General features: G+C 72.1%; 8 protein-coding genes. All 8 read right to left on the reverse strand.

Annotated elements, in window-relative coordinates; genetic code table 11:
- Window positions 1-19: 19 nt before the first annotated feature.
- Complete coding sequence (locus KV381_RS01400; RefSeq protein ID WP_218784282.1) at window positions 20-1,720, reverse strand: ABC transporter ATP-binding protein; 1,701 nt, start codon at window positions 1,718-1,720, stop codon at window positions 20-22.
- 5 nt (window positions 1,721-1,725) lie between these two features.
- On the reverse strand, window positions 1,726-12,648 hold the full coding sequence (locus KV381_RS01405; protein ID WP_218784283.1) for a non-ribosomal peptide synthetase: 10,923 nt from the start codon (window positions 12,646-12,648) through the stop codon (window positions 1,726-1,728).
- 57 nt (window positions 12,649-12,705) lie between these two features.
- The gene (locus tag KV381_RS01410) at window positions 12,706-14,493 is read right to left on the reverse strand and encodes an ABC transporter ATP-binding protein (protein ID WP_030630384.1); all 1,788 of its coding nucleotides are present in this window, start codon (window positions 14,491-14,493) and stop codon (window positions 12,706-12,708) included.
- Window positions 14,494-14,539: 46 nt separating this feature from the next.
- On the reverse strand, window positions 14,540-15,592 hold the full coding sequence (locus KV381_RS01415; protein ID WP_030630382.1) for an iron-siderophore ABC transporter substrate-binding protein: 1,053 nt from the start codon (window positions 15,590-15,592) through the stop codon (window positions 14,540-14,542).
- A 208-nt stretch (window positions 15,593-15,800) separates the two neighbouring features.
- Entirely contained in the window at window positions 15,801-16,643 is an 843-nt protein-coding gene (locus tag KV381_RS01420) for an ABC transporter ATP-binding protein (RefSeq protein WP_030630378.1), read from the reverse strand.
- A gap of 38 nt (window positions 16,644-16,681) precedes the next feature.
- A complete protein-coding gene (locus KV381_RS01425; protein ID WP_030082530.1) occupies window positions 16,682-17,743 on the reverse strand; it encodes an iron chelate uptake ABC transporter family permease subunit in 1,062 nt (353 codons plus the stop codon).
- A 38-nt stretch (window positions 17,744-17,781) separates the two neighbouring features.
- The gene (locus KV381_RS01430) at window positions 17,782-18,840 is read right to left on the reverse strand and encodes an iron ABC transporter permease (RefSeq protein WP_030630375.1); all 1,059 of its coding nucleotides are present in this window, start codon (window positions 18,838-18,840) and stop codon (window positions 17,782-17,784) included.
- 119 nt (window positions 18,841-18,959) lie between these two features.
- Window positions 18,960-20,306: a lysine N(6)-hydroxylase/L-ornithine N(5)-oxygenase family protein gene (locus KV381_RS01435; RefSeq protein ID WP_030082526.1), complete on the reverse strand. Its 1,347-nt coding sequence runs from the start codon at window positions 20,304-20,306 to the stop codon at window positions 18,960-18,962.
- Window positions 20,307-20,369: the final 63 nt, after the last annotated feature.

Consider the following 20,369-nt stretch of genomic DNA (forward strand, 5'->3'; position numbering starts at 1 on the left):
GACCGCCCCCGCCGGAGGATCACCGGGCCACGGCCAGGCAGTACGCCTCGTCGCTCGCCAGCAGGTTGCGGTGGGTGTCCTCGGCGGTGATGGCGCCGCCGTCCAGGACGAGCACCCGGTCCGCCGCGTCCAGCAGCGCCGGACTGCTGGTCAGCACCAGCGTGGTCCGGCCGCGGCGCAGCTTGGCGATGTTGCGCGCGATGAGCTGCTCGGTCACCGCGTCCACGGCCGTGGTCGGATCGTGCAGCACGAGCATCTCGGTGTCGGCGGCCAACGCACGGGCGAGGGACAGCCGTTGGCGCTGACCGCCGGAGAGGTTCGCGCCCCGGTCGCGGACCACGTGGTCGAGCCCCTCACGGTGGAGCGCGACGACGTCGGTGAGCATGGACGCCTCGACCGCCTCCGCGATCGACCGACCGCTGCCCGAGGGGTCGATGTTCGTCCGGAGGGTACCGGCGAAGATCTCCCCGTCGTACGGGTTCACCAGCAGGTACGCCCGGACCGCCTCGATCGACAGCTCGCCGACCTCCCGCCCGCCGACCCGCACCGCTCCCCCGTACGCCCGGGGGGCGACGTTCATCGCGAGGACGGACGCGAGTTCGGCCGCCGCACGCGGCTGATAGGCGGCGATCGCGACGAACTCACCCGCCCGCACCGAGAACGTGACCCCCTGGAGCGTCCCGTGGCGTACGTCGTCGACCTCCAGATCTCCGCCGGGCTCCGGGCGTTCGGGCCCGGGGGCCGTCACGGGGGGCGCGTTCAGGACGAGGGCCATGCGCTCGGCCGAGGCACGGGCCATCATCACGTACTTGGGCATCTCGGAGAACATCTTGAGCGGTTCCATGATGAACTGCGCGAGGCCCACGGCCATGACGAGTTCCCCGATGGAGATCCGGCCCTCGAACGCCAGCCAGCCCGCGGTCAGCGAGACGGCCGCGGCGAGGACCGCGTTCAGGGCCAGCGCGGTGCCCGCGTAGGTGCCGTTCACCCGGGCGACGGTGATCGCCTGACGCTTGGCGTCCGTGCTGACCTTGCGGTAGGCCCCGAAGGCGGCGTGGTTGCCGCCGAAGCCGTGCAGCGGGCGCAGCCCGATGATGAGGTCGGCGACCTTGGCGCCGGCCCGGGCCACCCGGGCCTGCTGTTCCTGGGTGCTGGCCCCGATCCGCTTGGACATCACGGCGAGGACCGACAGGATCGCTACGGTCCCCACGATCACCAGCAGACCGAGCCGGAGGTCGGCGAGGCTGAGCGCGACCGCCGCGACCACCACCGCGACCAGCGAGCTGATCAGCAGCGGCACCACCTCGATGATGTCGGCGGTCTGGTCGGCGTCCTCGGTGGCGATGGTCAGGATCTCGCCGGACTTGAGGTCCACGTCCCTGGCCACCGGCTGGAGCCCGCAGGCGGCCACCTGGACCCGCCAGCGGTGCGCCTCGGTCGTGTTGGCCTTCTGCAGCACCCGCATGCCGAACCGCCACGACAGGGACACCGTCGTGATGATCACGGCCAGCGAGCCGATCGAGACGCCGAGCGAGCCGAGGCTGCGGTCCTGCATCGTGTGCTCGACGATCAGTCCGAGCGCGATGGGGAACGCGGTCTCGGCCGCCTGGTAGAGGCCCATGAGGACGGTGCCCGCGATCATGGCGCCGACGTTGCGGCGCAGTGCCGTTCGCAGGATGGCGGCCCCGGGTCGGGGCCGCGTGGTGTCAGGAGTTTTCATCAGGGTCAGGAGTTCTCATCGAGGTGGCGGGCCATCGCTTCGGGGGTGCGCAGGGTGAACAGATCGCGGATGGTGATGACAGGACCGTACTCGCGGCGGAGCAGTCCGATCAGCCGCACCGCCAGCATGGAGTGCCCGCCGAGGGACACGAAGTCGCTGACGGCGCTGACCTCGTCGTCGTCGAGGTCGAGTGCCTCGGCGAAGAACTCGCAGACCACGGTCTCCGTCTCGGTCTCCGGGCCGCGCTCGCCCGCCGTGGTCAGGGCACCGAGCGGCCTGGCCTCGGGCAGCGCCTTGGTGTCGGCCTTCCCGTTCACGGTCAGCGGGATGCTGTCGACCTGGGCGAAGTGCGTCGGGCGCAGGAAGTCCGGCAACCCGGCGCCCACCTCTGCGGCGACCTGGGCGAGGTCGGCGGAGCCCGCCAGGACGAGATAGGCGGCCAGCCGGTACGCGCCGTCCACCCCCGGGTCGGGCTGGGCGACGGCGGCGACGAAGCGGACCGCCGGGTGGGCCGCGAACACGGCCTCGACCTCGCCGAGTTCGACCCGGTGGCCGCGGATCTTGACCTGCTGGTCGGTGCGGCCCAGGTAGGCGATGTTCCCGTCGGGCCGGCGGATCACCAGGTCGCCGGTGCGGTACATGCGCTCCCCCGGCGCACCGAACGGGCAGGCGACGAAGCGGTGCGCGGTCTGGGCGCTGCGGCCCAGATAGCCGCGGGCGATGCCGACGCCGGCCACGTACAGCTCGCCGGGCACCCCGTCGGGCAGCGGTCGCAGCCACGGGTCCAGGACGTACACCTCGGTGTTGTCGATGGCCACGCCGACGACCGGGTCCTGGCACTCGAAGGTGCCGACGCCGAGGGTGTTGATGGTGTATTCGGTGGGCCCGTACAGGTTGTAGCCCACGGTGCCCTCGGTCTCGGCGAGCCGCTGCCACAGGGTCGGGGTGACGGCCTCGCCGCCCAGCAGCACGAGCGCGGGCCGCCGCTCCGGGTCCTCCAGAAGTCCTTCGGCCACCAACTGCTGGGCGTAGGTGGGTGTCACGTTGATGACGTCGATGCCGTGCTCGACGCAGTATTCCACCAGCCGGGGCGCGTCACGGCGCAACTCCTCGTCGCAGATGTGGACTTCGTGACCGTCGGCGAGCCACAGCAGCTCCTCCCACGACATGTCGAACGCGAAGGAGACGGTGTGCGCGATCCGGAAGGTCCGGTGGCCGTGCTCGGCGAGGACCGGCTCGAAGATGCGGCGCTGATGGTTGATCAGCATATTGGTGAGCCCGGCGTATTCGGTCACCACGCCCTTCGGCTTTCCGGTCGATCCCGAGGTGTAGATGGTGTACGCGGGGTGGCGCAGCCGGTCCGGGTCGTCCGGTGCGAAGGTGGCGTACGGCTCCGCATCGGGCAACGGGCGGTCCAGCTCAATGAGTTCGCCGGTCAGCCGGGGTGACACCGCGCTCACGGTGAGGATCACCTCGGGCCGGGCGTCCTCGACGATCGCCGCGATCCGCTCGTCCGGGTGGTCCAGCTCCAGCGGCACATAGGCGGCTCCGACGCGCAGCACCGCGAACAGCGCGGCGATCCAGTCGAGGGAGCGCGGGATCGCCAGGCCCACGGTGGTCTCGGGGCCGATGCCCCGCCGGGCGAGGACGCCCGCCACGGCCCGGCTGCGGTCGCGGAGCTCGGCGAAGGTCATGGTCGCGCCGTCGGCGACGAGCGCGACCCGCTCCGGATCACGGTCGGCCGCGAGGTCGAAGCGGTCCACCACGGTGTCGGTGCCGACCTCGGTGCGCACGGCGGGCTCGGGGTGGGGTGCCAGGCCGCGCAGCGCGCCCAGCGGGCCGGTCGCCCGTGCCAGGTCCTCCAGGACGCGCAGATAGTCGTCGAGGAGCGCGCGGGCGCTGTCGGGGTCGCCGTGGCGGTGCTCCAGCTTGACCGTGAGCCGGTCGCCGGGCCTGACGACCCAGGTGTACGGGTAGTGGGTGGAGTCGTCGGCCTGCACGGAGGCGATGCCGTGGCGGGCGTTCATCTCGGCGAACGCGTCCAGGTCCAGGAAGTTCTGCAGCACGAACAGGTTGTCGAACAGCGTGTCGTGCCCGCCGGCCCGCTGGATCTCGCCGAGCCCGAGGTGCTCGTGGTCCATCGCCGCCACCCGCGCCGCCTGTACGGAGGACAGATACGCGTCGGCCGAATCCTCGGGCCGGGCCCGTGTCCACAGGGGCACGGTGTTGAGCAGGACGCCGACGATGTCGCCGTGCCCCTCGCCCTCGCGGCCCGAGACGGTGACACCGAACACGGCGTCGGCGCGGCCGGTGCGGGCTCCGAGGAGGAGGCCGAAGGCGCCGGTCAGGACCGTGTTGAGGGTGACGCCCCGGTCCCGGGCGGTGTCGCGGAGCAGCTGGGACAGCTCGGCGGACAGGGTGTGCACGAGCGGCTGCGGCAACTCCTCGGAGAGGGCGGGGGCCACTCCGGCGAGCAGCGTCGGCCCCGGCAGTCCGGCCAGGTGGTCCGCCCAGAAGCGTTCCGATACGGCGGGGTCCTTGGCGGCGAGCGTCCGGGCGTACCCCTCGAAGCTCGGCACGGCCGGGCTCGCGTCCCACGGCTCGCCCGCGACGACGGCCTCGTACGCGTCGAACAGGTCGCGCAGCAGGATCTCGCGGGACCAGCCGTCCCAGAGCAGCAGGTGGTAGCTGAGCAGCAGGCCGTCGCGGCCGTCGGGCCGCCGCACCACGGTCAGCCGGACGAGCGGCGGCTCCCCCGGGTCGAAGCCGCGCTCGCGGTCCCGGGTGCGCAGGGCCTCGGTCTCGGCGTCGGTCGCCAGGTCGACGGTGTGGACGGGAACCCGGCGGCCCGCCTTGAGCAGCTGGACCGGGTTTCCGTCGTCGTCGGTGGTGAAGCCCGCGCCGACGACGGGGTGGCGGGCGACCACGTGTGCCATCGCCACGGCCAGCGCGTCGGTGTCCAGGCGCCGGTCGAAGGTGAACCAGCTCTGCGCGACGTAGTGCCCGGCCGTGCTCGCCGTACCCTCCCCCGCGCCCGCCAACTGGGCCTGGAAGAACAGGCCGCGCTGGAGGGGGGTGACCGGGGCCGTGCGCTCGGCCGTCGCGGACGCGTCGCCGATCCGTTCCAGAGCGGCCAGCCAGTGTTCGGTGATCGTGTCGGGTACGCCGTCGGCGAGGGTGAAGACCGCGTGCAGGGAGCCGGTGGCCTCGTCGGTCCAGGCGTTGACCTCGACGGCGTACGGGCTGGTGTCCTGGTCGCCGCCGGAGACGCGCAGGGCATCCGACTCGCCGCCCCGCCCCAGATAGTTGAAGAGGACCTGCGGCCGGGCGGTCAGCAGCGGGGCCGTCTGCGGGTTGAGGTACCTGAGCCGGCCGTAGGCCACGTGCCCGTCCTCGTCCGGCTGCCGTTCGGCGGTCTCGCGCGCCGCGGCGACGGGGTCGGTGTGGGCGGTGAGGCGTACGGGGGCGATCGAGGTGAACCAGCCGACGGTACGGGAGTAGTCGTGGTCGTCGCGGGCCGGCACCCGGCCGTGCCGCTCCAGGTCGACGGCGAGGTCGGTCGGCTCGGCCTGGATGTGGGTCAGCGCGGTGCGCAGGGCTCCGCACAGCAGCTCGGTGAGACCGATACCGAGCGCTCCGGGCGCGCTGCGTGTCACCCGGTCGCTCGCCCCGGGCGGCAGGACCGCCGTCCGCTCGCGCGGGCCCTGGACCGCCGGCAGCAGGGGCGGGGCCTGGAGGGTGGTGAGCCAGTGGGTCAGGCCCTCGGCCGATGCGGCGGACCGTACGGCCAGCGCCTCGGCGTATTCGGCGTAGGAGGTGGTGGGCGGCGGCAGGGCCGCGCCGCTCAGGGCGGTGGTCAGGTCGTCGAGGATGACGAGCCAGGAGACCGCGTCCACGGCGAGGTGGTGGGCGGTGACGACCAGGGTGCGGGTCGCCGCGAGCCAGGAGAACGCGATGACGTCTCCGGCCTCGGGGTCGAGCCGTCCGGCGGCCTCGTCGGCGGCGGCCGTCGCGTCGGCGGCGCTCTCCGGTACGACGGCCACAGCGGCCTCGCGAGCGGGCTCCGTACGCAGGGCCCACACGCCGTGCTCGATGTGCAGCCGCAGCCGCAGGGCCGGGTGGGCGGCCACGACGGCGTTCGCGGCGCGCCGGATGTCGGCGAGGCCGGTTCCCTCGGCAACGGGCACCGCCCTGGCCTGGGCGAACCGGTCGAGCGAGCCGCCCAGTTGGCGTTGGCGCAGGATGATCGGCGTGAGCGGCAGGGGCCCGTCCTCACGGCGGGAGGGCGTCGTCGGCGCGGGCGCCGGGGTGTGTGTCGCGAGGTGGGCGGCGAGGGCGCGCGGTGTCTTGAACAGGAACACGTCGCGGGGCGCGATCGACAGGCCGAGCGCCCGGGCCCGGTTGATCACGGTGATGGCGACGATGCTGTCGCCCCCGGCTCCGAAGAAGTCGGTGTCGGCGTCCACGGCCGCACCGGGCAGGCTCTCGGCGAAGATACCGGTCAGTGCGGTGAGGGCTTCGGTCGCGGGCGCGGCCTCCCGGCGGTCCGGCCGCGCGGCCCGCTCGGTGAGCGCCTTGCGGTCCAGCTTGCCGTTGACCGTCAGCGGCAGCGCGTCGAGGGGCAGCACCCGGCCCGGCACCATGTGTCCGGGGAGCCTGGCGGCGAGCAGGACGGTGAGATCGGCGGGCGGGTTCCCGACGACATGGGCGACGAGGTGGTCGCCGCTGTCCGCCACGGTGACGGCCGCATCGACGACGCCGTCCACCTCCCGTACGGCGTTCTCGACCTCGCCGAGTTCGATACGGAATCCCTTGAGCTGCACCTGGTCGTCGGCGCGGCCCGCGAACTCCAGCTCGCCGTCGAGGGTCCGGCGGGCGAGGTCGCCCGTGTGGTACATGCGGGAGCCGTCGGCCGCGAACGGGTCCGCGACGAACCGTCCGGCGGTGAGCCCGGGGCGGCCCAGATAGCCGAGGGACAGCTGGTCGCCCGCGACGTAGATGGCGCCCACCCGGCCCGGCGGCACCGGCCGCAGCCGGTCGTCGAGGAGATAGGTGGTCAGGCCGGGGATCGGCCCGCCGATGGGGCTGACGTCGTCGCCCCGGGCGAAGTCCTCGTCGGTCAGGACCCGGTGGGTGACGTGGACGGTGGTCTCGGTGATGCCGTACATGTTCACCAGCTGGGGCGTCGCGGTGCCGTGCCGCTCGGCCCAGCCGCGCAGCCGCCCGAGGTCGAGCGCCTCGCCGCCGAAGATGACGCGGCGCAGCGCACCGGCCGGTTCGCCGGAGCGCAGGTCGGCCTCGATGAACTGGTGGAAGGCGGACGGGGTCTGGTTGAGGACGGTGACACCGCGTTCCCGGACCAGCCGGTGGAAGTCGACCGGCGAGCGGGTCAGTCCGTACTCCGGTACGAGCAGCTCACCGCCGTGCGCGAGTGCGCCCCACAGCTCCCAGACGGCGAAGTCGAAGGAGAAGGAGTGGAACTGGACCCAGACGTCGTCGGGGCCGAAGTCCATGTCGGGCCGGGTGTTGGCGAGGAGGGTGGAGACGGCGGAGTGCGGGACGACGACACCCTTGGGCCGGCCGGTCGAGCCGGAGGTGTAGATGACGTACGCCGGGTCGCCGGGGCGGACCTCGGGGACGGTGGTGTCCAGCGGGTGGTCGTCGCCCTGGACCAGGACCCGGGCGCTCACGCCCGCGCGGTCCAGCAGCCGGGTGAAGCGGCTCCGGTGTTCGCGGTCGACGAGGACGACCTGCGGGGCGGCGTCGGCGAGGATGTACTCCAGCCGTTCGTCCGGATACGCCAGGTCCAGCGGGACGTACGCGCCTCCGGCGGTGACGGCGGCGACGAGGGCGACGACCTGTTCCAGGGAGCGCGGTACGGCGACGGCGACCCGCCGCCCGGGGCCGACCCCGGCGGCGCGGAGGGCGGCGGCCAACTCTGTCCTGGCGTCGGAGAGTTCGCCGTACGTGAGGGAGCGGGTGGCGCCGTCCAGCGCGCACTGGGTGACGGCGGTGGCCGCCGGATCACGGCGTGCGGCGGTGTCGAACAGCTCGCCCAGGGTCGACGGGGCCTCCGGTGCGGGGGCTCGGCCGGTCGCGGGGAGCAGGGCGTCGACCGGGGCGTCCGGTCGGCCGAGCAGTTCGGTGAGGCTCCGGGTGAAGGTGTGCAGGATCGCCTCGGCGCTCGCGGGGCGCAGGAGTTCACCGTCGTAGATCAGGTTGAAGCGCGGGCGGCCCTCCGGCGTGCGTTCGACGACGAGTGTCAACGGGTAGTGCGGGGCGCCCTCGTTGACGATGTCGGCGATGACGAGGGTGTCGTCCGGGCGGCGCAGGGCGTCCACGTCGGTGGCGACGTCGAACACCACCAGGGTGTCGAAGAGGGAGCCCAGGCCGCTCTGCCGGCCGATCCGGGCCAGGGAGACGTGCTGGTGCGGCAGCACCGCGCTCTGGTGCCGCCTCACGGCGTCGAGGAGCTCGCGCGCCGTCCCGTCCGGGCTCCAACGGGCGCGCACCGGAATGGTGTTGATGAAGAGGCCGACCATGTCGTGGATGCCGGGGACGTCGGCGTCGCGGCCGGAGACGGTGGAGCCGAAGACGACGTCCCTGCTGTGCAGCAGGCTGCCCAGAGTCGCCGCCCACGCGCTGTGCACGGCCACGCTCAGGGACACGCCGACCGAGCGTGCGGCGATGTCGATGTCGATGTCGTCGGTGGGTTCCACCGCGAGGTCGGCGAACCGTTCGGAGGGGGTGTGCCCCTCGGCGACGAGGGAGGGGCCGGTCAGTCCGGCGAGCTCCTCGCTCCACACCCGGTCGCTCTCGTCCTGGTCGCGTCCGGCGAGCCAGTCCACGTAGTCGCGGTAGCCGCCGGTCGGGTACCCGGATCCGGGCGCGTGGTACTCGGCCAGCAGGGTGCGGAGCATCGGCGGCACCGACCAGCCGTCCGCGATGATGTGGTGCACGGTCTGCACCAGGACGGTGCGGCCTGCGCCGGCGCGGATGAGCGTGTAGCGCATCAGGGGCCCGGTGGCGAGGTCGAATCCGGCCCGGCGGTCCCGTTCGGCGAGGTCGCGGATCTCCTGGTCGGTGCGGGCGGGTCCGTCCAGGACGGTGAAGGGCGCGCTCCTGCCGCTCTCGACGACGGAGACGACGCGCCCGTCCGCGAGGGCCGTGAAGCGGGCGGCCAGATTGGGGTAGAGCGTGAGCAGCCGGGTGGCCGCTGCCGCCAGCCGGCCGGCGTCCACCTCGCCGCCCAGGGTGAGCAGTTGCTGCTCGACGTAGCTGCCCGTGGCGTCGTCGTCGAAGACGGAGTGGAAGTAGAGGCCCTCCTGCAGCGGGGTCAGCGGCAGGATGTCGTGCAGGTCCGGTCCGTCCAGGGCGTCCACGTCGGCCCGGGTCAGCGGCACGAGCGGGAAGTCGCTGGGGGTGTGGCCGCCCTCTTCGAGTGCGGCGAGGGCGGTGAGGGCGGAACGGAAGTGGTCGCCGATGGCGGTGATGTCCGGGTCGGTGAACACGCCGTCGGGCCAGGAGATGGTGGTGACCAGCTGATAGGCGCCGCTCGCGGCGGGTTCGGCGATCGCGTTGAACTCCAGGGCGCGCGGCAGCCGCATCAGGGGGTCGCGCTTCTCCCCCAGCTGTCCGGTCGTGCCCGCGAGTTGCCAGCTCTCCGTGGTGCCCGCGTCGAACCGGCCCAGGTAGTTGAAGAGCACCTGCGGGGCGGGGCCGGTCGGTCCGTCGCCGGTGAGGTGGCGCAGGGCGCCGTAGGAGAGTCCGTTGCCCGGGGTGCGGGCGAGGTCCTCCTTGACCGCCTTGAGGGCGGCGGCGAGGTAGCCGGGCGCGGTGAGGTCGGCGGCCGTGCCGGGGTCCACGGTGACCGGGAAGAGGGTGGTGAACCAGCCGACGGTGCGCGACAGTTCGGGTTCGAATCCGGCGGCGTCCGCGACGAAGCGGCCCTCGCGGCCGTGTCCTTCCAGCTCGATGTGGGCGAACGTCTGGTCCTGTCCCCGGTCGCGTCGCCACCGGGCGAGGGCGACGGCGAGTGCGGTCAGCAGGACGTCGTTGACGCCCGCGTGGAACTTCGCGGGGATGTCGCCGAGCAGCGCTGCCGTGACCTCGGCTCCGACGGACACGGTTCGGGTCCGCTCCCGTTCCACCGTGTCGGCCGCGGTGAGGGCGCGCCTGCCGATCGGCGCGTCGGCGGCGGGCAGCGGCCTCGCCCAGTGGGTGCGGTCGGCGGTGAACGGCGCGCGGCTCAGCAGCTGGGTCCAGCGCCGGAACGACGTGCCCACCGGGGGCAGTTCGACGGGTGCGCCCGAGGAGTGCTGCCGCCAGGCGGTGGCGAGGTCGTCCATCAGGATCCGCCAGGACACACCGTCGATCACCACATGGTGGGCGACCAGGACCAGCTGCCGCGCCTCGCGGCGCCAGACGGCCCGCAGCATGACGCCGTCGTCCGGGTCGAGCAGTTCGGTGGCGAGGGCGACGCACTCGGCCACCGGGGCGTCGCTCCGCTCCCAGCAGGAGGCGGTCCGTCCGGCGGGCGGGATGTCGAAGCCCCAGCGCTCGCCGCGCACCAGCCGGGCGCGGAGCATGTCGTGCCGGTCGAGCACGGCGGCGAGGATCTCGTCGAGGGCCTCGGCGGTCAGCTCCGCCGGGGTGTTGAGGACGACCGACTGGACGAAGCCGTCGATCGCGTCCGTGGTCTCGCCGAGCCACTGCACGATGGGCGATCCCACGACGGTGCCGGTGCCGACGTCGCCGTGGTCGACGGCGGCGGCGGACTCACGGCTCGCGACGGCCGCCAGCGCCCCGACGACGGTGTGGGCGAAGATCTGGCGTGCGCTCACATGGAGGCCGGCCTCGCGCAGGGCGCTGAGCAGGGAGATCGCCAGGATGCTGTCCCCGCCGAGCTGGAAGAAGTCCTGGTCCACGCCGACGTCGTCCAGGCGGAGCACCGCCGCGACGGCCTCGCACACCAGGCGCTCGTTCTCGGTGGTGGGCGCCGCGAGGGCCCCGGCGCCCACGGAGGGTTCCGGGAGGGCGTTCCGGTCGATCTTGCCGTTCGCGGTGAGCGGGAACCGTGTCAGCACGACCAGGTGGGCGGGCACCATGTACTCGACCATGTGGGCGGCGGCCCAGGCCTTGACCGCGTCCGCGCTCAGATCCCCGTGGCCGGCGGACGGGATGACGTAGCCGACCAGGTAGGTGCCGCCCGCGGTGTTCTTCTTCGCGACGACGCAGGTGTGCCGTACGCCGGGGTGTTCGGCGAGAGAGGCCTCGACGTCCTCGATCTCCAGCCGCATGCCGCGGATCTTGATCTGGTTGTCGGCGCGGCCGAGGAAGTCCAGCGAACCGTCAGTGGCGTACCGGGCCAGGTCGCCGGTGCGGTACAGCCGGGAGCCGTCCGTGGCGAAGGGGTTGGCCACGAAGCGGGAGGCGGTGAGGCCGGGCGCGCCCACGTACCCGCGTCCCAGGAGGAGGCCGCCGACGTACAGTTCGCCGCCGACGCCGACCGGAACGGGGCGCAGTTCGTCGTCGAGGACGTAGAGCTGGGTGTTGGGGTTGGCCCTGCCGATGGAGGTCGACAGCCGGGTCGCGGCGCCCCGGTAGATGACGTGGGAGACGCCGATGGTCGTCTCGGCGGGTCCGTAGCCGTGGTAGAGCGGGATGTCGAGGCGGGCGCGGAAGCGTTCGTACAGCTCCGGGGTGAGGACCTCGCCGCCGCACCAGACGTGCCGCAGGCTGTCGAGGCGGCCGGAGTCGCCCGCGATCTCCAGGAGCACGTCCAGCATGGACGAGACCAGGTAGGTGAAGGTGACGCGTTGTTCGGCGATGACGCCGAGCAGATGGTGCGGGTCGCGTTCGCCGCCGGGCCGCAGGATCACGAGGCGGCCGCCGGTGACGAGCGGCAGGAAGATCTCGTTGATGGAGATGTCGAAGGAGAGCGGGGCCTTGAAGAGCGACGCGTCGTCGTGGCCGAAGCGGAGGATCTCGCCGGACTGCCACAGCAGGCGCTCGCTGATCGCCTGGTGCCGGATCATGGCGCCCTTGGGCCGTCCGGTTGAGCCGGAGGTGAAGATCACATACGCCAGGGCATCGCCGGGGACGGTCGCGTCGGGCGCGTCCACCGGGTGGGCGGCGTACCTCCAGTCGCCGAGGTCGACGGCGACGGCGTCCGGTTCCCCGGCGCCGGCCTTGCCGGTGGAGTTGAGCTGCAGGACGACCCGGGCGTCCTCGGCGACGACGGCCCGGCGGGCGGCCGGCCACTGGGGGTCGAGGGGGACGAAGGCGCCCCTGGCCCGGAGCACGGCGAGCAGGGCGAGGACCATCTCGGCGGAGCGGCCGAGCGAGATGCCGACGATCTGTTCGGGTTCGAGGCCGCGTTCCAGCAGATGGTGCGCCAACTGGGCGGACAGCTCGTCTACTTGACGGTACGTCAGCGAGCGGTGCGGGTCGACGATCGCGACGGCGTCCGGCCGCAGGCGCGCCTGCTCGTGGAACAGCTCCATGATGGTCGGGCGGTCCCGGTCGGCCCGGGTGTCGTTCCACCGGGCCAGCTCCTCGGTCCTCTCCCGGGGACCGGAGGGGCCTATGGTGCCGACGGGCCGGTCCGGGAAGTCGGCCAGGTCGTCCAGTGCCCGCTGGGCGTCGGCGGGGTCGATGCCGGGCGGCACGGTGATCCGGAGACGCTCCACGTCGGTCTCCCACCCCCCGGCCCCGCCGACGCCGTTGTCGACCCAGGAGAGGAGGTCGGGGAAGGGGGTGGCGGGGGTGAGCCGGAGGCCGGCCGGGCCGGTGCCGGTCGCCCAGTACGCGAGCCCGACGGCGCACGCCTCGACGAGGGTCCGGTCGCTGTGGCCGCCGGTCCGCCGGCGCAGTGCGGCCAGTCGGGTGGGTGACAGCAGTACGCGGGAAACGCTGGGTTCCGCCATCGACGTCTCAGCATCCTTCCGAGGTATGCGAGTTGACCTGACCTTGACCCGGTGTGCCTAACTTCCTTCTCGCCACGCACGCCACAGCCGGGCGTACCGGCCGCCCAGCTCCACCAGCTCGGCGTGCGTTCCTTCCTCCACCACGCGGCCCTCGTCCAGCACGGCGATCCGGTCGGCGCTCATCGCCTGGGTCAGGCGGTGGGCCACGAACAGGGTGGTCCGGCCGGAGCAGGCGGCCAGCACGGCGCGTTCCAGTTCGGCGGCGCCCTCGCTGCCCGCCTCCGCGGTCGACTCGTCGAGCACGACCACCGGTGACCGGCCGAGCATCAGCCGGGCCAGGGCGATCTGGGCGACCTTGGTGACGTCCAGGCGTTCACCGCCCTCGCCGACCATGGCGTGCAGTCCGTCGGGGAGCAGTTCGGCCCACTCTCCGGCGCCGACCGCACGCAGCGCGTCCAGCAGTTCTTCGTCGCTCGCGCCGGGGGCGGCGAGCCGCAGGTCGTCGGCGAGCGGGCCGGAGAAGACATGGGTCTCCTGGGTCAGGATGCTCACCAGGGCGCGCGCCCCGGCCTCGTCCATGTCCGCGAGGTCGTGCGTCCCGATGCGCACCGACCCGGCCTGCGGTCTTCCGATGCCGGCGATGAGCGCGGCCAGGGTCGACTTGCCGGCGCCGGTCGCCCCGACCAGGGCGAGCGATCCGCCGGCCGGGATGGACAGGGACACCTCCCGCAGCACCGGCTCCTCGGATCCGGGGTAGCTGAAGGTCAGCCCTTCCACCGTGACCGGGTACGGCGCGACGTCGGCGGGCAGGACCGAGCCGTCGCCCACCAGCCGCTCCTCGGAGGGCTCGTGGAACACGCCGACCAGGCGGGTGAGGCTCGCGCCGGACTTCTGCGCCTCGTCGAAGGTGAACATGATCGCGCCGAGCGGGGTGAACAGGCGGTGGAACATCAGCGGGGCGGCCGACACCTCGCCCAGGGTGGCGGCGTCCGCCTCCAGAAGGGCGTATCCGACGACCAGGATCAGGACCAGCCCGATGAACTCGGCCCGGTTCTCCCGGCCGACGAACCGTCCGAAGAAGCGGAACACCTCGATGCCGAGATTGCGCACCCGCCACGACTCGGCCGTGACCTTCTCGCGTACGCCGCCCTCGAGGCGGTACGCCCGGACCGTGTCGATCCCGTTGAGTCCGCTGATCAGCGCCTGGGCGCGGTCGGCCTGGGCCACCCGCTGTCTGCGGTAGAGGGGCGCCGAGCGGGGCAGGTACCAGCGCAGTGCCAGCGCGTACGCGGGCAGGGCGCAGGCTCCGGCCAGACCGAGGCGCCAGTCGAGCCCGAACATGCCGATCGTCGCGATGACGACGAGGACGCCCGCCGAGAACACGGTGGGGATGGCCGTCCGGATGCCCTTGGAGATCACGGCCACGTCGTCGCCGACCCGGGAGAGCACGTCCCCCCGGCCGACCTCCTCGACGCGCGCGCTGGGCATCCCCAGCACCGCGCGGACGGCTTCCTCGCGGAGCCGGGCGAGGAGTTCGGCCCCGAGCTTCCCGATCAGGAAGGTGGAGGCGGCGGTGGCGGCCGCGCCGAACAGCGCGGCCGCCACCATCAGCACCCCGACGGTGAGCAGTATCGAGCGTGGTTCACCACCGACCACCCCATCGACGACCCGGCCGAGCAGCAGCACCGGGACCACCTGGAGCGCGGCCCCGGCCACCGTGGTGAGGACGGTGGAGGCCGTCAGCCACGGGGTCCGCCGGCAGTGCTCGGCCACCCAGCGGGTGGCCTCGCGTCCGCTCGCGGTGCGCAGGGTCGTCGGAGCGACGGGGGTGTCGGTGGCAGTCACACGGATACCGCATCTCGCCGGGGAACGGGGTGGCGGGTCGTCATCGCTACTTGACCGACTCGACGAGCTCGTCGATCGCGTACGGGAGGGAGAGCAGGGTGCCCTGGGACATCGCGGCGCCGACCGCCGGGCCCTCGCTGTCCAGCAGGTAGGAGACCTTGCCGTTCTTGACGGCGGGGAGGTTGGTGAACAGCTCGAACTTCTTGAGCGCGTCCGTGTCGGCCTTGTCGTTGATGACGAAGATGCGGTCGACGTCGATCAGGTCGATGCGCTCGGGCGAGAGCTCGGCGGAGAAGCCGCCGTCCGCGACCTTGTCGATCTCGGTCTGGTAGGTGAATCCGGTGCCCGTGACGAGGCGGCCGCGCACGTCGGTGGAGGTGAACGCCGAGATGGAGTCCTTGTACCAGGACAGCGCGACGGCCTTCTGCCCGCCGAACTCGGGGTGGGCCTTCTTGGCGGCGTCGAGCTTGGTCTGGATGCCCTTGACCAGTTCGGCGCCTTCCTTCTCCTTGCCGAGCGCCTTGGCGATGTGCACCGCGTTGTCCTGCCACGGGGCGCTGAAGAGTTCCTTCTCGCCCTTGGTGCGGCCGACGGTCGGGGCGATCTTGGACAGCTTCTCGTAGGCCGCCTTGTCGACCTCGGAGTAGACCGCGATGATCAGGTCCGGGCGCAGCGAGGCGATCTTCTCGAAGTTGGGGCCGGCGTCACCGTTCTTCATGACGACCTCGGGGCGGGTGTCGCCCCACTTGTCCTTCACCCACGGCCACTGCGTGTTGATGTCGGGCGTCCGGCCGGCCGGGTTCGGGTACTGGTCGACCATGCCGACCGGCTTGATGCCGAACGCCAGGACGGCCTGGTCGTCGGTGTAGCCGACGGTGACGACCCGCTGGGGGGCCTTGGTGACCTCGGTGGAACCGAACGCGTGCTCCACGGTGACCGGGAACGCTCCCTCGGCCGCGGCCGGGGCGTCGTCCTTCTTCTTGTCGTCCGCCGAGTCGCTGCCGCATCCCGCGAGGAGACCGACGCCGAGGGTGGCTGCGGACAGGACCGCGGCCAGCCGCTGCCACGGCTTCACCAGCGTCGTTCTATGGAGAGACATCCGGAATCCCTTGCTTTCGCGCTGTCCACTGCGCCCCGGTATGAGGGCATCCAGACTGTACCCCGAGCAAGTGAGGTCAGCCTAGCCTAACCAGCGAACTTTCCACAGGTCAGGCCGAGTTGATCGGTATCGTGACGTCCTGGGCCTTCGCCTTCACCTGGCGCACCGTCAACGACGGCCCTCCCGTACGGTGTCGGCGGCCGCGGGGCTAAGGTTCGAGCCGGACGTGCGCTCTGCCGATCGGCACGATGAGCGGCCGGTCGCCCACCGGATCCTCGATCACCTTGGCCCGCAGCCCGAACGCCTCGTACAGCAGCTCGGCGGTGATCACGTCCCGGGGGTGACCCTGCGCCAGGATGGCCCCGTCCCGCATGACCACGAGGTTGTCGCTGTAGCGCGTGGCCAGATTGAGGTCGTGCAGCACCATGACGACGGTGCAGCCCGACTCGTGCAGATCGTCGACGAGGTCGAGTACGTCGATGGCGTGCGCCAGGTCGAGATAGGTGGTCGGCTCGTCCAGCAGCAGCAGATCGGTGCCCTGGGCGAGGGTCATCGATATCCACACGCGCTGGCGCTGTCCGCCGGACAGCGAGTCGACGGGCCGCTCGGCCAGGTCTGCCACCCCGGTCATGGCCAGCGCGCGCCGCACCACGTCGGCGTCGTCCGAGGACCACTGCCGCAGCCAGCTCTGGTGCGGGTGGCGTCCTCGGGCGACCAGGTCGGCGACCGTCAGCCCTTCCGGGGCGACCGGCGCCTGCGGGAGCAGTCCGAGCTTCTTCGCCACGTCCCTGGTGCGGAGCCGGCCGATGTCCTCGCCGTCCAGCACGACGGTGCCGCCGGCCGGTTTGAGGAGGCGGGTCAACGTACGCAACAGGGTGGACTTGCCGCAGCCGTTGGGGCCGATGATCGTGGTGACCACGCCGGGCGGGATCGCCACGTCGAGCGCGTCGATGACCGGCCGGCCGCCGTACCCGACGGTGATGCCCCTGGCGGCCAGCCGTGCGGCGTCCTTGACTCCCGCATCGGCCTTGGCGGTGAACTGCGCGGCCACAAGCCCCCCTTACTGAGGTTCGCCTTACTTCTTACCATCTACCGGAGGTTCGCCCGTACCAACAGGTAGACGAGGAACGGGCCGCCGATCACGGCGGTGACCACGCCGACCGGCAGACCGATCGGCAGCGCCGCGCGGGCGACCAGGTCCGAGCCGATCAGCAGCAGCGCGCCGACCAGCCCGGAGGCGATGACCGGCGGCGTCGGCCACCTCGCCAGCCGCATCGCCACCTGGGGCGCCACCAGGGCGACGAACGGGACCGGCCCCGCCGCGCTCACCCCCACGGCGGCCAGCAGCACGGCGCAGAGCAGCAGGACCGCCCGCACCCGGCCGAACCGGACGCCGAGCCCGGCGGCGACGTCGTCGCCGAGGTGCATCGGCTTGAACTGGAAGGCCACGGCCGCCACGACGGCCAGCAGGACGAGGGTGCACCAGAACGCCACCCGGACCTCGTCCCAGGACCGGTTGTCCAGTGAGCCGACCAGCCATACCTGGGCGCGCGCCACGTCCCGGATGTCGGCCGAGACCAGCAGCCAGGTCGTGATGGCCTGCGTCATCGCGGTCACCGAGATGCCGATGAGGATGAGCCGGAAGCCGTCGACGCCGCGCCGCCAGGCCAGGAAGTACACCAGCAGCCCGGTGCCGAGGCCGCCCACGAGGGCCGCGGCCGACAGCCCGATCGAGCCGGTGATCGCCGCGGCGGTGCCGCCCGTCGCCGTCACCAGGAACACCGCGACGGCACTGGCTCCGCCGGTGATCCCGAGGATGTCCGGGCTGGCGAGCGGGTTGCGCGCCACGGACTGGGTGATGGCCCCGGACATGCCGAGGGCGACGCCCACGATGAGACCGGCCAGCGCCCGGGGCATCCGGAGGTCCATGACGACGAACTCGTCGACCTGTTCGCCCTGGCCGAAGATGGTGGCGATGACCCGGGAGAGGCCGATCGGGAAGTCGCCGACGCTGATGGAGAGGCAGAAGACCAGAAAGGCCGCCGCCGCGAGGACCAGGGTGACCAGGACGAGCAGGGGCCGCCAGACGAACGACACGCCGCCGAGCCGTACGCCCGGCGCCATCACCGCTTCCGCTTCGGTCCCGCTCATGGGCTCCCGGGTTTCCCTCATGTGCTCGTGCACCTGCCTCATGCCTTCTTGAACTTCCCTCGCCACACCAGGACCGCGAAGAAGGGCGCCCCGAGAAGAGCGACCACGACGCCCGATTCCAGCTCGCCCGGCCGCACGACCAGGCGGCCCACGATGTCGCAGACCAGCAGGACGCAGGAGCCGAGCAGGCCCGCGTACGGCACCAGCCAGCGGTAGTCGGGGCCGGTCAGGTAGCGGGCCACGTGCGCCACCATGAGGCCGAGGAAGGCGATCGGTCCGCAGGCCGCCGTGGCCGCGCCCGCCAGCAGGGTGACGGCGACGATGCCGAGCGTCCGGCTCGCCGCGATGTTCACTCCGAGCCCGCGCGCCACGTCGTCGCCCAGGTTGAGCAGATTCAGGGCGGGCAGCGTGATCAGGGCCAGGACCAGTCCGACGGCGATGAACCCGGTCACCGGCCGGATGACGTCGAATCCGACCCCGGCCACGGAGCCCGCGTTCCAGAACCGCAGCGCGTTCAGCGACTTCTGGTCGGTCAGCGCCACCGCCGTGGTCATCGCCGCGAGGAAGACCGTGATGCCCTGCCCGGCCAGGGCCAGGGTCAGCGGATTGCCCGCCCCCCTGCCGATGCTCGCCAGACCGAAGACGACGACACCGGCGACGCCCGCGCCCACGAAGGCGAACCAGACGTACTGGAAGGGGTTGGTGAACCCGAACACGGCGATGACCGACACCACGGCGAAGGAGGCCCCGGCGTTCACCCCCAACAGCCCCGTGTCGGCTATGGGGTTGCGGGTGTACCCCTGGATCAGCGCCCCGCCGACCCCCAGGGCCAGGCCCGCCACGACCGCGAGGACCGTCCGGGGCACCCGCACGGTCTGCACGATGAGCCGGATCTCGGTGAGCTTCTGGTCCGGTTCGGGGTCCGCGAACAGCCCGTGCCAGACCTCGCCCGGGCTGAGCGCACGCGCCCCGACGGCCAGCGACACCGCCGCCGCGACCACCAGCGTCACGGCGAGAACGCCCAGCCCGGCGAGCCGCCGTCCGCGGATGTCCGTCGTCCCCCCGGGCGCGGGGCGCTCCACTGCAGTCGTGACCATGTCGACGAACGATATCCCTTTGATCGGAACGGTCGTGCTCGGCCCGTCCGGCAGCTCACCGGGCGGACCGAGCACGGAACTCACGGCGGGCCGACGGGGCTTGTCGCCCCGTACGCCCCTCAGCCGCCGGCGCCCTCGGCGACCGGCCGGGACTCGTCGGAGGTGGACTTGACCCGGCGGTCGAGCAGCGAGTCCAGGATCTCGCCCACCCGTATCGCGGTGTTGGAGAGCAGCGACGTGGTGATGCCGTGGGTGTGTTCCGTACCGCCCTGGAGGTAGATGCCGCAGCGCAGCTCCGGGGCGGTCGAGATCCGGTAGTCGCGCTCCACCCGGACCCGGCCCGCGTCGTCGCGCAGGCAGCGGTCGCCGACCTCGCCGAGGAGTCCGAGCGGGTCGGCGGGGCTGTAGCCGGTGGCGAACACCACGACGTCGGCGTCGAGTTCGGTCTCCTCGTCGGTGACCAGTGATTTCACGGTGGCGCGTACGCCGTCGGGCTTCTCCTCCACTCCGGTGACCCGGGACACGTTGAGGAAGCGGAGCCGTTCGGTGCCGAGGACCTTCTCCCGGTACATCTGCCGGTAGAGGTCGTCGATCAGGTCGATGTCCACCACGGAGTAGTTGGTGTTGCCGTGGTAGGCCATGAGGCGGCTCTTGACCTCCTCGGGGGCGGCGAAGTAGTCGTCGACCGCTTCGGGGTCGAAGATCCGGTTGGCGAAGCTGCTGTCGTCGGCGGGGCTGTAGCCGTAACGGGAGAAGACCGCGCAGACCTCGGCGTCGGGGAATCTGCGGTGCAGATAGGCGACGTTCTCGGCGGCGCTCTGGCCGGCGCCGACGACGACGAACCGCGCGGGCGAGGTGCCGTCCAGGCCGTCGACCTTCCGCAGCAGGTCGGAGTTGTGCCAGACACGGTCACCGCGCTCCACGCCCTCGGGCATGAGGGGGCGCAGGCCGGTGCCGATGACGAGGTTGCGGGCCCGGTGGACCGCGAGTCCTTCCGCGGACCGGACGGTGACGTCCAGGTACTCCACGGTGCCGTCGTGCACGTACGGCGTGACGGCGACGACTTCGTGGCCGTAGGAGACCAGGTCGTCGACCTTGGCCGCGGCCCATTCGAAGTAGTCGTGGAACTCCACCCGCAGCGGGAAGAGGTTCTTGTGGTTGATGAAGTCGATCAGCCGGCCCTGGCTCTGCAGATAGCAGAGGAAGCTGAATTCGCTGGCCGGGTTCCGGAGGGTCACCAGGTCCTTGAGGAAGGACACCTGCATGGTGGCGTCGTCGATGAGCATGCCGCGGTGCCAGCCGAAGCTCGCCTGCTGCTCGAAGAAGTGGGCGGTGACCGAATCCTGCCTGCCGACTTTGCTGTTGTGCTCGCTGAGCGCGATCGCCATGGCCACATTGGACGGGCCGAAGCCGATGCCGATGAGGTCGTGGATCAGTGGTGTGTCGCCAGGAAGAACCTGTGACATGTCACTCCCATCATCCGGGAAAGCCGCCTGTCAGGCGTGAGGGGAAGGGTTCGAGAAGTGGGC

The sequence above is a fragment of the Streptomyces sp. WY228 genome (assembly GCF_019287315.1).
Lineage (GTDB): Bacteria > Actinomycetota > Actinomycetes > Streptomycetales > Streptomycetaceae > Streptomyces > Streptomyces caviscabies.

Coding starts and splice junctions, on each gene's coding strand:
- KV381_RS01400 (WP_218784282.1), bottom strand. CDS start 1,720: ATGAAAACTCCTGACACCACGCGGCCCCGACCCGGGGCCGCCATCCTG.
- KV381_RS01405 (WP_218784283.1), bottom strand. CDS start 12,648: ATGGCGGAACCCAGCGTTTCCCGCGTACTGCTGTCACCCACCCGACTG.
- KV381_RS01415 (WP_030630382.1), bottom strand. CDS start 15,592: ATGTCTCTCCATAGAACGACGCTGGTGAAGCCGTGGCAGCGGCTGGCC.
- KV381_RS01425 (WP_030082530.1), bottom strand. CDS start 17,743: ATGAGCGGGACCGAAGCGGAAGCGGTGATGGCGCCGGGCGTACGGCTC.
- KV381_RS01430 (WP_030630375.1), bottom strand. CDS start 18,840: ATGGTCACGACTGCAGTGGAGCGCCCCGCGCCCGGGGGGACGACGGAC.
- KV381_RS01435 (WP_030082526.1), bottom strand. CDS start 20,306: ATGTCACAGGTTCTTCCTGGCGACACACCACTGATCCACGACCTCATC.